The following is a 17,096-nucleotide window of genomic DNA, read 5'->3' as shown; positions in this document are numbered from 1 at the left end:
TAACTATGGAATTAACTATGTATAACTCTTTAATGCAAATTAAAAATAAACACGATGAATTAGAAAAATCTTTACAAGATCAGGAAATAATTTCTGACATTAAAAAATACACAAAAATTAACAAAGAAATTAACTCAATTAAAGATATTGTCGAAGCATTTGATAAATACCTCGAAGCCGAAGCTAACTTAGCAAATGCAAAAGAAATGTTAGGTGAATCAGATGAAGAATTGGTTGCTCTTGCAAAAATGGAAATTAATGAAGCCGAAAAAACAATGGAAGCTTTATCTGAAGATCTTAAAATCTTAATTCTTCCTAAAGATGAAAACGATGAAAAAGACGTTATTGTTGAAATTCGTGGAGCAGCCGGTGGTGATGAAGCCAACATTTTTGCAGGTGACTTATATAGAATGTACACAAAATGAGCTTCACAAAATGATATGAAAATCACACTTTTAGATGCATCAGCATCTGAAGCTGGTGGATTTACTTTGGTTACATTTGCTGTAAAAGGTGACAGACCATATTCAAAACTTAAATTTGAATCAGGTGTTCACAGAGTTCAAAGAATTCCAGCAACTGAGACTAAAGGTAGAGTTCATACTTCAACAGCAACAGTTACAGTTATGCCTGAAATTGATGATGATATTCAAGTTGAAATTAAATCTGAAGATATCAGAATTGACGTTTACCGTTCATCAGGAAACGGTGGTCAATCAGTTAACACAACTGACTCAGCAGTTCGTATTACACACTTCCCAACAGGAATTGTTGTAACTTGTCAAGAAGGTAAAAACCAAATTCAAAACAGAGAAATTGCTATGAGGGTTCTTAAATCAAAACTTTACGACATTGAGTTACAAAAAAAACAAGCAGAAGAATCAGGTTACAGAAAATTAGCTGGTTCTGGTGCTAGAAGCGAAAAAATCAGAACATATAACTATCCTCAAGATAGAGTTACAGACCATAGAATTTCATACTCTACAAGTTTACTTGCTGTTATGGAAGGAAAACTTAATCCTATTATTGATGCATTACTTACAGAAGAACAAAACGAAAAAATCAAAGAAGCTGGAATTTAATGCCTACAAGAGAAGATTTATTATTAGAAAAAAGAAGATATGGTTTAGAACAAACTGTATCTTCTTTTGAATTAGAACAACTTCAAAAAGGAATGCCAGTTCAAAAAATAATGGGTTATGTTGAATTAGCAGATGTAACTATTGATGTTTCTAAAAAAGTTTTAATCCCTAGATACGAAACAGAAGAACTAGTTATATTAGTCAATTCAGAAAATAAAAAACAAAATTTAAATGTTTTAGACTTATGTACTGGTTCAGGTTTTATTGCAATTGCTCTAAAAAAAGAAAATCCAACTTGGAATATAATTGCATCAGATATAGATTCTGAAGCAATTGAGCAAACTAAAATAAATGCACAAAAAAATGATGTTACAATTAGCATCATTCAATCAGATATGTTTGAAAACATCAATCAAAAATTTGATTTAATTGTTTCAAATCCACCTTACATTCAGGAAACTGAAATATTAGATAAATCAGTCACTGATTGAGAACCACTTCACGCATTATATGCAAAAGATGATGGATTTTATTTTTATGATTTAATAATTAACAATGCAGAAAACTACTTAAAACCAGGTGGAAAAATCTATTTTGAAATCAATCCATTTCACATTAAATATTGAGAAAAAATACAAGAAAAATATAAAATTACTATACATAAAGATATGAGTTCTAAAAACAGATTTGCTGTTATAGAATTTGACTAAAAGGAGAAAAAAATGAAAAAAACAGTATTAATTGTTATTGATGGTTTAGGTTTAAGAGAACAAACACAAGGTAATGCATTTGCTTTAGCTAACACACCAACATTTGATAACTTATTTGCAAATTATCCAAATTCACTTATTCAAGCTTCAGGTCAATATGTAGGATTGCCAGCAGGACAAATGGGAAATTCTGAAGTAGGACACTTAAACATTGGAGCTGGAACAGTTGTTTACACAGGACTTTCATTAATTCAAAAAGCTCTTGATGATAATACATTTAAATCAAATGAAGCTTTTGAAACTGCATTTGATGATGTTAAGAAAAATAACTCAACATTACACTTAATGGGGCTTTTATCACCTGGTGGAGTTCACTCACTTGAAAACCACTTATTTGAATTAATTGAAGCAGCACACGAACATGGAGTTAAAAATGTTTTAGTTCACGTTTTTGGAGATGGTAGAGATGTTGCTCCTAAATCAATTATTTCTTCACTTGAAAAATTAGTTGCATTATGTGACAAATATGGATACCACATCGCATCTATTTCAGGAAGATTTTATGCAATGGATAGAGACTCAATGTTTGACAGAGTTGATAAAGCATACGATGCTATTTTAGGTTTATCAGATGTTAAATTTAACAATGTAATTGATTATGTAAACAAACAATATGCAGAAGGAATTACAGATGAATTCTTTGTACCAGCTATTAATGAAACACTTCCAAAAAGTTACTTTGTAAAAGATCACGATTCAATTATCTTCTTTAACTTCAGACCTGACAGAGCAAGACAATTAACACACTTATTTATTGGTTCACCATTATATCCGAACAAACCAGCTCATCTAGTTGTAATTAACAAATTTGTTTCAATGATGAAATATGAAGGAATTGACACAATTGTTGCATTCAAAGAAATGGAAATCAATATGCCAATTGGTAGAGTTTTAGAATTAGCTAACTTAAATCAATTAAGAATTGCCGAAACTCAAAAATATGCTCACGTTACATACTTTATGGATGGTGGAAATGATATTGAATTCAAAAATTCAAAACGTATTATGGTTGATTCACTTAAAGTTGAATCATATGCTGACGCACCAGAAATGTCTGCAGAAGGAATAACAGATAAATTATTAGAAAATGGATTAAATTACGATGTTACAATTATGAATTACGCTAACCCAGATATGGTTGGACACACAGGTAATTTAAAATCAACAATTAAAGCAGTTGAATTTTTGGATTCACAAATTAAAAGAGTTCTTGAATGAGCTGAAGCTAATGATGTTACAATTTTTATCACAGCTGATCACGGAAACGCTGAAATAACTGAAGATGAAAACGGAAAATCAGCTACAAAACATACATCTAGTCCTGTTATGTTAATTTGTACAGACAAAAATGTTAAAGTAAAAAATGGAAAGTTAGCTAACATAGCACCAACTGTTTTAGACTACATCAATATTGCTAAACCAAAAGAAATGGATGAAGAATCTTTATTATTGAAATAACAAAATTAATAAATTAAGCTAAGATAATATAAATTAAAAGCGCATTTACTTCAAATTTGAATAAGTAAATGCGCTTTTTATTTAATTAAATTACTCAACAGAGCGTAAAAAAACTATCATATTAGTATATGATAGTTTTTTGCATATAAAATGTATAGGAACTTATAAAAGATATTTAATTTTCTCTTTTAATTAACTTTAACTGATTAAATAATTTTTATTTATTTACGTTTTTTCTTAATAAATCAACCAACAACTGAGCTAATTGCAACACCTATACCAACTATAATCCCTATAACTCACATTGGGAATTTAGAATTATTTTTTATTTCAGTTGGCATATTTTTATCATTTTGAACATGGGATCTTTTTGCTTCTTCTAAAACTTTATTTACATCAATAATTGAAACTTTTGAATTAATTTTATCCTTTGCTTCTTGTTTTTGTTCTTTAGATAAGTTTTCTAATGCATCAATTTGAGCATTTGCATCTTTTTTAGATCTAGCTAAATTGGCATCCCCGTTTAATGATTTTTTAGCTTCTATAACAGCATTAACTTTTCTGTTTAGGTCTTTAGAACTATTATTAAAGTCTAATTCATTGATTAATTTATTTGAATATGTTAAAGCATTATCTAATGCTTCTTTTTTATCATTATCAGCTTCTGTATAGTTAGGAGTAGATTTTACTTTTTGTGTTTCACCAAACACTTTTAGTACATTATTAACATTTTTTGCATTTCCAAGAACTTTTTCAACATCAATAACTGATGTTTCAAAATTTGCTAATTCTTTAGCTTTTGCTTTTTCAATATCTGATAAGTTGATTAAATTATCAATAGCAGTATTAACTTTTGTTTTTGCATCAGCTAATACTTTGTCTCCATCTAAATTGTTCAAAGCATCTTTTAATATATTTAATTTTTCATCAAGTCTATCAACTGATGTACTAAAGGCATTTTTTGCTTTAAGTTTTTGTAAAATCTCAAGTGCATTTACAAATGCAGTTTGTTTTTCTTGCGAAGCTTCTTTAAATTGAGTTGTATTTTTTGTTGCTTCTGCATTATTTACAACAACAAGTGCATTATTAATTTCTTGAAGATTTTCTTCAATTTTGTTAATCATAGAAATTTCATTTTGACTATTTATTTGATTTAAAGCATATTCTTTTTGTGGTTCTGATAAATTAGTTAATTTATTAATCTTATCTTTTGCATTAGCAATAGAATCAGATAAATTATTTTCGCCATTTAAAGCATCTTTAGCTTCATTAACTTTAAGAAGTTTATTATTTAAGTTATCTAATGAGTTTTCAAAATCTAACTTTTCATTTAGTAATGTATATAAACTTTCTAATTCTGAATTAAATCTATTTTTGATTTCTTGGTTTGATTCTTTATATTTAACTTCAGATTTTACTTTTTGAAGTTCTTTTAATGAACTTAAGACATCATCTACTTCTTTAGAGTTTAAAACAATACTATCTAATGTTCTGGTTGAATTTGCAGAGTCTATTGATTTTTTTGCTGCATCTTTTTGTTCTTTAGATAAGTTTTTTAATACATCAATTTGAGAATTTGCATCATTTTTAGCTTGTTTTAAACTGAAATTTCCATTAAGAGTAACGATTGCGTTTTCTAAATCGTTGATTAATGTTTCAAGATTTTCGATTGGATTAATAAAATCGTTTTGATCTTTTATTGTTTCTAATTTTGATTTTGCTAAACTAAAATTTTGTTTATTTTGAATTGACGCTTCAGAATAATTATTTGTTAATTGTTCATTATTTGCATTTTGCAATGTTTTTAATGCTAAATTAATTAAAATTGCATTATTTATTATGTTATTAATAATTAAAATTTCATTTTGAGTATTAATTTGATTTAAAGCAGATTCTTTTTGTGGTTTTGTTAAATTGGTTAATTTATTAATTTTATCTTTTGCATTAGCAATAGAATCAGATAAATTATTTTCACCATTTAAAGCATCTTTAGCTTCGTTAACTTTAAGAAGTTTATTATTTGAGTTATCTAATGAGTTTTCAAAATCTAACTTTTCATTTAGTAATGTATATAAACTTTCTAATTCTGAATTAAATCTATTTTTGATTTCTTGGTTTGATTCTTTATATTTAACTTCAGATTTTACTTTTCGAAGTTCTTTTAATGAACTTAAGACATCATCTACTTCTTTAGAGTTTAAAACAATACTATCTAATGTTCTGGTTGAATTTGCAGAGTCTATTGATTTTTTTGCTGCATCTTTTTGTTCTTTAGATAAATAAGATAACTGATCTATAGCTTTTTTAGCATCTTCTTTAGCTTTAGCTAATTTTTCTTCACCGTTTAAGTTATTTTCTTTTTCAGAAAAATTATCGATAAGTTTTTTCATATCAACTGATATTGAATTAAAGTCCAGCGTGTCTTTAAAATCAATCAGTTTATCTAATGAATTATTAAAATCAACTTTTTTAAGTTCATCAGCTTCTAAATAAGCTACTGTTGATTTTTTAGATTCAGATTCTTCTATTTTTTGAATAAGCATATCAATTAATTTAACGTTATTTTGAATGATTGCAACGCTATTTTTGATCGTTGATCTTTCAATTTCTTGAATTGCATTATTTTTTTGAGTATTTGTTAAAAAACTTAAGTTATTAACAAATTCTTTAGCTGATATTTTAGTTTCTTCTAAGTTTTTGTCACCATCAAGATTTTTAATAGCTAATTTTAAATCATCAATAAAAGCATCGATATTATCTATTTGCGCAGCAGGGTTTTCTGAATTTTTGACTGCATCAATGTTTGATTTTGCTTTATCAAATGTTTCTTTTCTAATTACTGAAGCTTCTAAATATGATTGTTCATTTAATTTAGAATCAGACTGAATTGATAATTCAACTGCTGTATTTAATTTTTGAATATTTTCTTTTGAAGTTTGAATGTCTCCTATTGTTGTTTTATTATCAATAGTTTCTTTAGCCTTTTCTTTTTGAGTTTTTGATAAATTTTTCATTTCATCAACAAATTTAATTGCTTGAGCTTTTTCGTTTTGCAATCTTGTATCACCATCAAGTGATTTTATAGCATTTTTAAGCTCTTCAATATCTTGAGCTATGTTTGTAGGTAACTCTTTGAAATCGTCAATTTCTCTTAACTTATCTAAGTTTGAAAATTTATCAGCAACTTTTTTATTTAAGTTTTGTGTAGCTTCTGTATATTGAGATGTTTTTTTGATTTTTCCTAAAAAATCAATTTGTTCAAAAGTTCTGTTTAAAGCAATTGCGTTATTTATGATTTGTTCTGTTTTTTGGATTGTAATTACATCGTTAATTTGTTTTTTTGCTTTTGCTATTTGTTTACTTGATAAGAAAGATAAATCAACAAGTTTTTTATTAGCTTCTGATTTGGCATTGTCTAAATTTATTTTTCCATCAAGAGAATTTGTAGCATTATTTAAATTAGTAATTAATTGTTCCACATCTTGAATTAGAACATCAAAATCTTGTTTTGTTTTAATATTATCTATTGCTAATTTAGCAGCATCAAATGATTCTTTAGTTTCTTTTGATGCTTCTGAATAATCTATTGAAAGCATTTTTTCATTCGCTTCTTTAGATTTTAAAATTAATAAATCAACATTTGATACAGTAGATTTAATATTAATAATATCTGAAACTTTATTTTTTGTATTTATTTGACTTACAGCCTTAGTTTTTTGGGACTCTTCTAAATTTTGTAATAAATTAATCTCATCAATTGCGTTAGATTTTGCTTTATTTAATAGAACATCTCCATCAAGATTATTTATCTGAGTTTCCAAGTTATTTATTAATTGATCGATATTTTCAACCGATAAATCAATAAAATCGTCAGTTTCTTTAATCAAATCAACATTATTTCTAACTTCATTAAATTTTGCTTTTTTCTCAGAGTTTGCTTCTAAATAATTAGGTGTAGATAATTGATTATTTGCTTTTATTAAAATATCTAAAGATTTATTAAACTTAATTGCCTTATCTTTGATATTAGCTATATCGTTAATTGATGATGAAATACCAATTAATCTTTTAACTTCATCTTTTTGTGTTGAGATTAAATTATTTAATAGATCAATTTCTGAATATGCTTCATTTTTTGAAGAATTTAATTTTTCTTCTCCATCTAATTTAGCTATAGCTGTTTGTAAATCATTATTTAATTTATCCTTATTATCAACCACTATAGTAGGATTATTTTCAATAGAATTTATTATCTGTTCAATATTTGATTTTGCTGTGTCAAATAATTTTTGTTTTTCTAGATCAGAACATAAGTAATTAACACTTGTTTTTACAGATTTAATATCTTCTATTTCATGGATAAATTCACTCAAAATATTTGAATTATTTGTAATATTTTCTATCTCTTGTCTATTATTGGCTGATTGTATTGCAGATTTTATATTATCTTTTTGAGTATTTGTTAAATTAGTTAAATTTTTGACAGCTTTTTTAGCATTATCTTTTATTTCTTGAAATCTTTGTACTCCATCTAATTCATTTTTTGTTGATTCAATTGTTTGTAATTTTTCATTTAAATTAACATATGAATTTTTAAAATCTTTTTTTGTTTTTAAATCATCAATACTATCTAATGCATTATCAAACTGAATCTTCTTAGAATTTGTTGCTTCTATATATTTGACTTCTGATTTAAGATTATTTGCACTTTTTACTTTCCCTAATGCTAAATCGACATCATTAGCAATTGTCTCAATAGATTTAATTTTATTTATTTCATCTGATGTTTTAAGATCTGATATAACCGCTTGTTTTTGTTCTTCAGAAAGATTTGATAATGAATCAATGATCTTTAAAACTCTTGTTATTTCAGAAGATATCCTTTGATCTCCATCTAATTCTTGAGTATCATGAATTAAATCATTTAGCAACTGATCTAGTCCATCAATTGGGTTTATAAAATCATTGTGATTTTTATAATGATTAATTAATGTTACTGATATTTCGAATGCTGTTCTCTTATAATCTGAGGATTCTATATATTTGCCCTTAGTTCTAATCTTTTCAGCCTCTTCTAATTTGACAAATAGATTATTTAAATTATTAGCATTTGTTTTTATTGTTTCAATTAATTCTAGATCAATTGCTGAATTAATAGAATTTTCTGCAGATTGTTTTTGTTCTTCTGATAAATTATTTAATTTTTTAATTTCTTCTATTGCAGCACTTTTTGAAGATTTCAATCTGTTTTCACCATCAAGAGAATTATTAGCAAGTAATAATTTATCTTTTAACTCATCTATATTTATTAAGTCGTCAGAAAAATTGGTAATTGTTAAATAATTTTCTGCAGTTGATTTTACAAAATCAAAATTATTTTTTATTTCTGTTGAAGCTAATGAGTAATTAATAGTATTTGTTGATTTTTTAACTTCTTTAAGTGATGACAATAATTCATCAACACTAGTTGTGTTATTTTTGATTTTACTTAAAAGTTCTTTTGTTTCAGCTGTATTGACTTGGTTTTTTGCTGATTCTTTTTGAGTATTTGATAAATTTGTCAAGCTATCAATGTGATTTAAAATATCTTTTTTTGCTTGTAAAAGCACATTATCACCATCTAAATCATTAATTGCTGATGATAATTTATCAATTAATTTATCGATGTTTTCAATAGATCTATTAAAATCATTTACATTTTTAATAACTTCAATAACTTGTTTTGCATTATTGAACGCATCTTTTTTATCAGTTGAAGCTAATTTGTAATTAATTGTTTCTTGAACTTTAATCGCTTGGTTAAATATATTAATTACATCATTTAGTTTAGTTATGTAATTTTGGATATTTTTTATATTTTCAATCGATTGTTCTGCTCTAATAGTTTCTTTAGCTAATTCTTTTTTAAATTGATCTAACATTGAATTTTCTATCAAATCATTTGCATCACTTTTAACTTTTAATAATTTTGAATAGTTTTCTAATTCAGATATAGCATTATCTAACATTTGAATTTTAGAATCTAAATTAGGATCTATATCTGTGGAAATTATTTGATCTTCTAAATTAAATAATTTTAATTGATTAATAGCTTCATTTAAAGGGTTTTGTATAGTTTGGTCAGCTTGTGAATAATCATCTGTTAATTTTAAAGATTCTGCTTGTTTGATTTTTTCAATAGCATTATTTATAGTTTGTGCATTATCTTTTATTTTATTAATTGATTCAATGTCGTTTAAAGAATCAATTTGTATTTTAATTAATGTTGTTTGAAAGTTATCTAAACAACTCATATTTTCAATTGTACTAATAGCATTAGTTTTAGCAACTTTCAATCTTGAAGCCCCATCAAGATCGTTTGTAGCTTTAGTCAAATTAGATGATATTTTTTCTATTTGATCAATCGGTTTTTCAAAATTAGTTTCAGATTTTATTTCATTTAGCTTCGCCAATGCTTGTTCAAAGTTTTGTTTTATTTCTTTTGAAGATTGTAAATGATCAATTGTTCTTAATTTTAAATTAGCTGTTGATAAAACAGTTAATGCATCATCAAGCTTTGTTGCATTATCTTTGATATTAGTAACTGAATTTATTGAAGCGCTATTATCAATGTATCTGTATGCTGATTTTTTTTGTTCAACTGATAATGAATTTAGTAATTCAATAGATAATTTTGCTGCTACTTTAGCATCATTAAGTCTTTTAGAACCATCTAAATTTGCGATTGCTTTTTCTAAGTTAGATTTTAATGTATCAACATTTGGGACAGGTCTGTTAAAGTCTGATCAATCTTTTATTTTATTCATTTCTGATCTAGATAAATTAAATGAATTTCTTTCCGGATCTAAAGCATACAAATATTCATCTGTATTTACTGTGTTGTTAGCAATTGTTAAAACAGATAATGCATTATTGAATGATGTAGTATTATCTTTAATATTAGTAACTGAATTTATTGAAGTGCTATTATCAATGTATCTGTATGCTGATTTTTTTTGTTCAACTGATAATGAATTTAATGATGCAACATATGTTTTTGCTGCTACTTTAGCATCATTAAGTCTTTTAGAACCATCTAAATTTGTGATTGCTTTTTCTAAGTTAGATTTCAATGTAGAAATATTTGGAATAGCTCTACTAAAATCTGATCATTCTTTTATTTTATCTATTTCTGATCTAGATAAGTTAAGTTGGTCTTGGAATGTTTTTGTTGATTCTAAATAATTAGGTGTGATTAATTGATCATTTGCATTTTTTAATTGTTCTAAAGCTTTGTTTAAATCAGTTGCATTGTTTAACATTGAATCAATAGAATTCATAGAATCAAGTTTATTTATTTTTGTTTTAATATTAACTTTTTGACTATTAGATAAAAATAATAAATTATCAACATCTCTTTTAGATTGTGTTTTTTTATTAGATAAATTATTTTGACCATCAAGATTATTATTAGCCAAAATTAAATTATTTAATACTTGATCAAGATTTTTAACTGATGTATTAAAAGTATTTGTAACTTTTAATTTATTGGCGGCATCTCAAGCATTATTATATTTTTCTTGCAATCCTGAAGATGCATAAATATAATTTATTGTTGATTTTGTAGATTCAAATCTTTTTATTTCAGTATTGAATTTATTTAATTTAGTTGCATTTTCTATAATTAAATTAATTTGCTCTCTATTTTTAAGTTGTTCAATGGTTGATCTAATATTTTCTTTTTGCGGTTTATTTGATAAGTTGACTAAACCATTTATCATTTCATTAATCTTTTGATGTTCTGAATTATTTAATTGTAAAACTTCTGCTTCTAAAGCTTTTGCTTCTGAAAAAGAAGTTTTATTTGCAAGATCTGAAAGTTTTTGATTTAGGATATTTTGCTGAATATATTTTGAAGACGAAATAGATTTTTTAATTTTTTCTAAATTAGACTCACCATTTAATATATCTATTGCAGATTCAATACGTTCTTCTATATTTGAAACTTTTGCTTCTGTTATGTTTGAGGATAATAATTCTTGATTTATTTCTTTAATTAATTGAAGTATTTGATTTGCACCATTACTATTATCGAATAAATAATTTATTGAAACTTTTTGGCTTTCTGATTTTTTTAATGCTGCTTTTAATCTTTCTTTATATAACTCTTGTTCTTTTTGCTTTTTAAGTTCAACTAAAGAATCAATGATTCTAGTGCAATTGTTGTAAAAATTTTCCAATCTACTTTGTGTGCTTATAAAATCAATGCTTGAATCATTATTAATTACTTCTTTAATTAAATCTTGAATTGATTTGATGTTTTCATCTAACTGAATTTTTTTATCTTGATAATTAACTTGGAGGCTATTTAAATTTAATTCAACTACTTTTTTTTCAAATAAATCAGAGTAATCTGAAAGACCATTTAGAACAGTTTTGAAACCATCTAGTTTCTTTTTCTTGTTAGTATAAAAGTCAATAGCGTCTTGATATCCTGTTAATTCTGGAATTGATTTAATTGGTTTTTGAAAAATTTCATAATTATCGAATGATAATTTTTCTTTAAGATCGCTTGTAATAAAAGTTAATTGAGGATTATCAAATGATACAGACGAATTAAAAGTATTAATTTCTGATTTTAATTTATCATCATAAATTGTCTTCAAGATATTTATTTTTCTAAAAAGATCCTCTTTATTATTGTTATATAAGTTAGCTCATTTTTCATTCTCACTTGTCATTGGTTGATTAAGAATGGTATTAGACTTTCTTATAACAAGATTTATTTGATTTTTGATAAGGTTTTGATAAGTTGTGTTTTTAAGCTGTTTTAAAAATTTAGAATATTCTTCGTTAATACTACGTATTTTTTTTACATATTCTTCATTTGGAGAAACTGTATAAGTGTTTTGAACAGTTAAAATTCTTTTTGCTGTTGGGTAATAAATATTTGTTGGTGTTTCTTTGTAAAAAACTAATTTTATTTTGTCATTCAATACAAAATTATTATTTAGTTTTATTTTAGTGTTTGTGTCATTTATTTTAATTTTTTCTTGAAATTTATCGTTCTTATATACCTCTAAGAAATATCCCTGCATAGGCTGTGTTAATTGAATGGTTGATGAATTATCAATTAATTTTTCAATAGGAACGCTACTTAATTGTTTTCCTAAAATTCCACGATTAATTGTTCTTTGACTATACATATAGTTTTTACGAACAATAGCAAGCGTTAAACTATCTCCAGGTGCATCTAAGGGCACAATACCGAGCTGTTCTCACTTATTATCTTTTTCTTTAAGTTTGTTAAGAAATCAAGGATTTAATTGTTTAGATGTTCATCAAGGTTGCTCCCCGTTTGCACGAGAAAGAAAATTGATTAATGAATAATATTCATAATCATCGTTTTGGAAGTTGTCCAACATATTTTCAAACCATTTCTTTTTTTCTTCTTCTTTAGTATTATATTCGTCTTGTCTAACTCAATATATATCACCATTTCGTCAAAAAATACCGTAACTGTTATCAGTTGAAATTTTATGATGGAAATTGTTGATTACAAATACTTTACCTCTAAGTTCATTCAACGTAGGATTAATTCTATTAGTTCCTGTAGTGTTTGAATACAAAATATCTCTATATTCACTTAATTGTTTGTTTATTAGTTTTCTTCAATTTTCACATTGAGCTTCTGATAAACTACTTGCACTAACATTTTCATCTTTAATACGCATTAAAACAGTTTCATTTGGGTGGTTTCTTAAAAAGGTTCTAAATTCACTTAAAACACTTCTTAAAGATACATTATTTGAATATGCACTACCATGTATAACAAAATTTTCTTGATTTAAACGAATATCAAAAAAACGAATACCCATTTTTAATTGATTTTTAAAATTTTTATATTGAGTTCTTGCTCATGCTTTACCAAAAGTTCATGCAGGACCTTTACCATCAAACATAGCACTATCATGCGTTCCAGGAATTGAAAGATCAGATAAAAGCTTATTCCCATCAACATCAGCCATTCAGTCTTCTAATCTAAGACTAGTATTTGGATCATCTATCGAAGAAGCTTTATTAACATCTGTTCATGACACACTTTGTTGAACTATCGCTGAAACAGTACCTAAAGATAGTGTTGATCCAGCTAATAATCCCAAAATCATTAACATTTTTCTATTTTTTTTCATAATCACAACTTTCTATTAGATTTAATCTAATTTAATTTAAGCTTATCTAAAGTCTAATAAAAATATATAAATAGCTTTTTATAAATTCATAAAGTTTAATTTTAAATTAATTTTATATTCACCTATGTTATAGATTTAATGTTTTATAGATACGTTTTTTTAATAGGGAATTTTTTTATTAAATCTAAAACAATTTGTTTTAGTTCATCTAGTTTATTTTTTCCTAATTCTGAACTTAACTCTTGATAATTTCTGAGTGTATAATCAATTATCTCGGCTAATTTGTCTCATTCAGTAAAACCTCTACTTGTCATAGCTGCTGTACCAATTCTTATACCACTTGTAATAAATGGTGAAAGAGTATCAAATGGAATTGTGTTTTTATTTAATGTAATATTAATTTTTTCTAATATTTCTTCAGCTTGTTTTCCATTGATATTGTAAGTTGATAAAACATCAATCATAAATAAGTGATTATCGGTTCCACCTGAAACAATTTTTGCACCTTTGTTAATAAAATTGTTGCATAACTTAGCTGCATTTAAACGAATGTTTCTAGCGTATTCTTTAAACATTGGTTGCATAGCTTCATAAAAACTTACAGCTTTTCCTGCTATTGCGTGAAATAATGGACCACCTTGGTAACCAGGGAATACTCATCTGTCGATTTTTTTTGCGATTTCTTCATCATTAGTCATTATAATTCCGCCTCTTCCACCACGTAATGTTTTATGTGTTGTAGAAGTAATGATATCTGCATAACCTACAGGTGAAGGGTGCTCGCCTGCCGCTACAAGGCCTGCAATATGTGCTATATCAGCAAGTAATTTTGCACCACATTTATCAGCGATTTCTCTGAATTTAGCAAAGTTAATTGTTCTTGAATAAGCTGAATAACCACAAATTATTAAATGTGGTTTTTCTTTTAAAGCAAGCTCTAAAATTGCATCATAATCTAAAATTCCATCCTTACCTAAATCATATGAAACTGATTCATAGAAAATTCCACTAAAACTGATTTTATAACCATGTGTTAAATGTCCACCAGAGCTAAGTGAAAGTCCCATAATTTTTCCACCACTAGGTACAACCGATGCAATAGCAGCAGCGTTTGCAACTGAACCAGAATATGGTTGGACGTTAGCAAATTTAACTCCAAATATGGTTTTTAATCTATCAATAGCAGCTTGTTCTACTATATCAACATTTTCACAACCTCCATAGTATCTTTTGCATGGATAACCTTCACCATATTTATTTGTTAAAATACTCCCTTGAGCTTTAAGCACATCTTCTGAAACGTAGTTTTCACTAGCAATTAATTCAATATGATCTTCTTGTCTTTTTAATTCGTTATTAATCGCATCTTGAACTAGTTTATCTTTTAAACTAATATCTGAATACATATCGCCTCCTAGTTGTTAAAATATGAATCTATCTTTTCAATTTGTTCACTTGAACCTGTAATTCTAAGCGTTACGTTATGAGAATTTTCTTTTTTATAATCATCAATTTGCTCAATACTATAACAATTTGAAACTGATTTAATTTGGTTAATTTTATCTTGAATATAATCTTGGTTTGCAAGTTCGAATGTAAGATCAAGTGTTTTGAATGGTTCAGTGTTGACTGATTGGAATTTAGTTGAAGTTTTATTATTTTTAATGTTTTTAATTACATCTGTGAATAATTCAGCATAAAAAGCATTTGACTTATCAATTGAGGGGTGAATTTTACCTAATCATCCTATTTCAAATTCTACACCTGTATTTTGATCAATATAAATAATTTTGGCAGATGCATTTGGGTGTAGTAATTGATTTTCTTTTAAAGGAATAAATTCTAAGTCCAATTTAGCAAAATTAATAATATCTTGTTTTATTTCCAATAATGATTTAGTAGTTGATCCAAGACCTAAAACTTCATTAGAGTTTCCAATCATTCCTACTTCAAAAATATTAATTGAGTTTAATTTGCGTTTTTGATTGTATTCAACAACTTCTTGTAATGATACAATGATTGAATTACGTATATATTCTCTTTCCTTTGAAACAAAAGTTAATAATGGATCAACTGTTTCTTTTAAATTTAAAACTTTAAAGTCTGCTTTTTCTTTTGAAACAAGCGTGAATGTTCTAACTTCTGAATAACCCATTCCACTGATAATGTTTTTAGTTTTATCTTTAGATTGAGTAATTAATGGAACATTTTTAACAACTTCTTCATTAAAGTTACTGTATGAATAAAATCTGAACAATTCTTCCATAACATCTTCAAATAAATTAATATCATATCTATAATTTGGAACTTTAACAAAATCTTTATCAAAAACAAAACCTAGTTTACTTAATTCTTCTTTAGCTTTGTCAAATTCGACTAATTCATTGTCTGATTTATTTGAGTAAATCTTTAATTTTTCATTATCGATTTTAATTTGTTTATGACTATCAAATTCAATTTGACCAATCGTGTTAGAAACTTGTAAATCGTTGCAATATGATCTTATAAAATTAATTGCTAAACTAGCTAACTCAGGCGAAATTGTTCTTGCTCCTTGAGCTGCTGAATTTGAAATTAATTTAAGCTCTTTTGATGAATGTCTAACATCAGTTGATTTAAAAACTCCAACTTCAAATAAATAATTGTTTGTTTGTTCTGTAGCTTTAGTGTTTTCTAATCCCATAGAACAAGCGATTGAGATAGGTTTGTTATTAGAAAAAATTGTTAAAACATTATTTAATTCAACTTCTTTGTTTCCTAAAATGATTAATTTTCCTGAATAATAATCTGCACTTAAATTGTTTTCTAATTTTGTAGCATCATAAACGTGTGCAGGAACTCCATAGTTAATTAATGTTAAGTTTGTTAAATTAACTGCTCAGTCAAATTTTGTATCAATACCGTGTTTTGCAAGTAACATTTTTTCATATAAAGTTGTTTCTTTTTTACCTTTAACTTCTGTAAATGATAAATGTTGCGCTTTGTTTTTATTAATTGTAAATTGTGTTGTAAATGAACTTGACGTTTCTTTTAATACGTTTATAAAGTCAGTATCAAAATATGAAGCTAATTCTCTAGCTAAAACATAATATGAGTTTGCATCATTTCTGTTTGCCGTTACTGAAATTTCAATAAGTGTGTCATTAAGACCTAAAAGTTCCATTGCATCATCTTCAAGTGAAGCAAAATCATTTGGTAAAACTAAAATTGAGTCAGTATATGATAAAAGTGAATTATCATATCCAATTTCAGATCACGCACCAAACATTCCTTGTGATAAAACACCTTTAATTTCTTTGTCTGTGAAAACAAAATCACTTTTTGATGCACCTGTTGGGAAGCAAATTGTAAGGTCACCTGGTTTCAAAATTCTATTATTTGTTTGAATTGTGTATTCACCTTGTTTTGTTAAAACTTTAACTACATCTAATTTGTCTGAATTAGGGTTAACCGAAACTTCTAAAACTTTTGCAAATACTAAACCTTTAACATCAGAGAAAGGTGAAACTGATTCAACTTCTAAACCTAAGTTGTTTAATGCTTTTTCTACTTCTTTTGCATCCAACTTAATATTTGGTAAATATTTATTTAAATGTTTTAAAGATAAAATCATA

At 26.1% G+C, this 17,096-nt stretch carries 6 protein-coding genes; 3 read left to right on the top strand and 3 right to left on the bottom strand.

Annotated elements, in window-relative coordinates:
- Positions 1 to 17: 17 nt before the first annotated feature.
- Genes prfA through gpmI form a run of 3 tightly spaced genes read left to right on the top strand, consistent with a single transcriptional unit; the run spans position 18 to position 3,310 of the window.
- Positions 18 to 1,082, top strand: a complete 1,065-nt coding sequence (gene prfA / locus U5U50_RS01580; protein WP_416383406.1) for a peptide chain release factor 1 — start codon at positions 18 to 20, stop codon at positions 1,080 to 1,082.
- Positions 1,082 to 1,792, top strand: coding sequence for a peptide chain release factor N(5)-glutamine methyltransferase (gene prmC / locus U5U50_RS01575; protein WP_324673287.1), 711 nt, complete (start codon positions 1,082 to 1,084; stop codon positions 1,790 to 1,792). Before prfA ends, prmC begins: the two co-directional genes overlap by 1 nt.
- 12 nt (positions 1,793 to 1,804) lie before the next feature.
- On the top strand, positions 1,805 to 3,310 hold the full coding sequence (gene gpmI / locus U5U50_RS01570; RefSeq protein ID WP_324673285.1) for a 2,3-bisphosphoglycerate-independent phosphoglycerate mutase: 1,506 nt from the start codon (positions 1,805 to 1,807) through the stop codon (positions 3,308 to 3,310).
- A gap of 221 nt (positions 3,311 to 3,531) precedes the next feature.
- On the opposite strand, the gene U5U50_RS01565 is transcribed toward gpmI, so the two are convergent.
- The 3 genes from U5U50_RS01565 to U5U50_RS01555 form a co-directional block, all read right to left on the bottom strand.
- Positions 3,532 to 13,482 carry a hypothetical protein gene (locus U5U50_RS01565; RefSeq protein WP_324673283.1) on the bottom strand — a complete coding sequence of 3,317 codons (9,951 nt, stop codon included), beginning with the start codon at positions 13,480 to 13,482 and terminating at the stop codon, positions 3,532 to 3,534.
- A 143-nt stretch (positions 13,483 to 13,625) separates the two neighbouring features.
- Positions 13,626 to 14,888, bottom strand: coding sequence for a serine hydroxymethyltransferase (glyA, locus tag U5U50_RS01560; protein ID WP_324673280.1), 1,263 nt, complete (start codon positions 14,886 to 14,888; stop codon positions 13,626 to 13,628).
- An 8-nt stretch (positions 14,889 to 14,896) separates the two neighbouring features.
- Entirely contained in the window at positions 14,897 to 17,095 is a 2,199-nt protein-coding gene (locus U5U50_RS01555; protein WP_324673279.1) for a phenylalanine--tRNA ligase subunit beta, read from the bottom strand.
- Position 17,096 lies beyond the last annotated feature (1 nt).

This window comes from Mycoplasma sp. 888 (genome assembly GCF_035609225.1).
Lineage (GTDB): Bacteria > Bacillota_I > Bacilli_A > Mycoplasmatales > Metamycoplasmataceae > Mycoplasmopsis.
The sequence above is the reverse complement of the archived record's forward strand: the minus strand, read 5'-3'. Positions and strand labels throughout refer to the sequence as shown.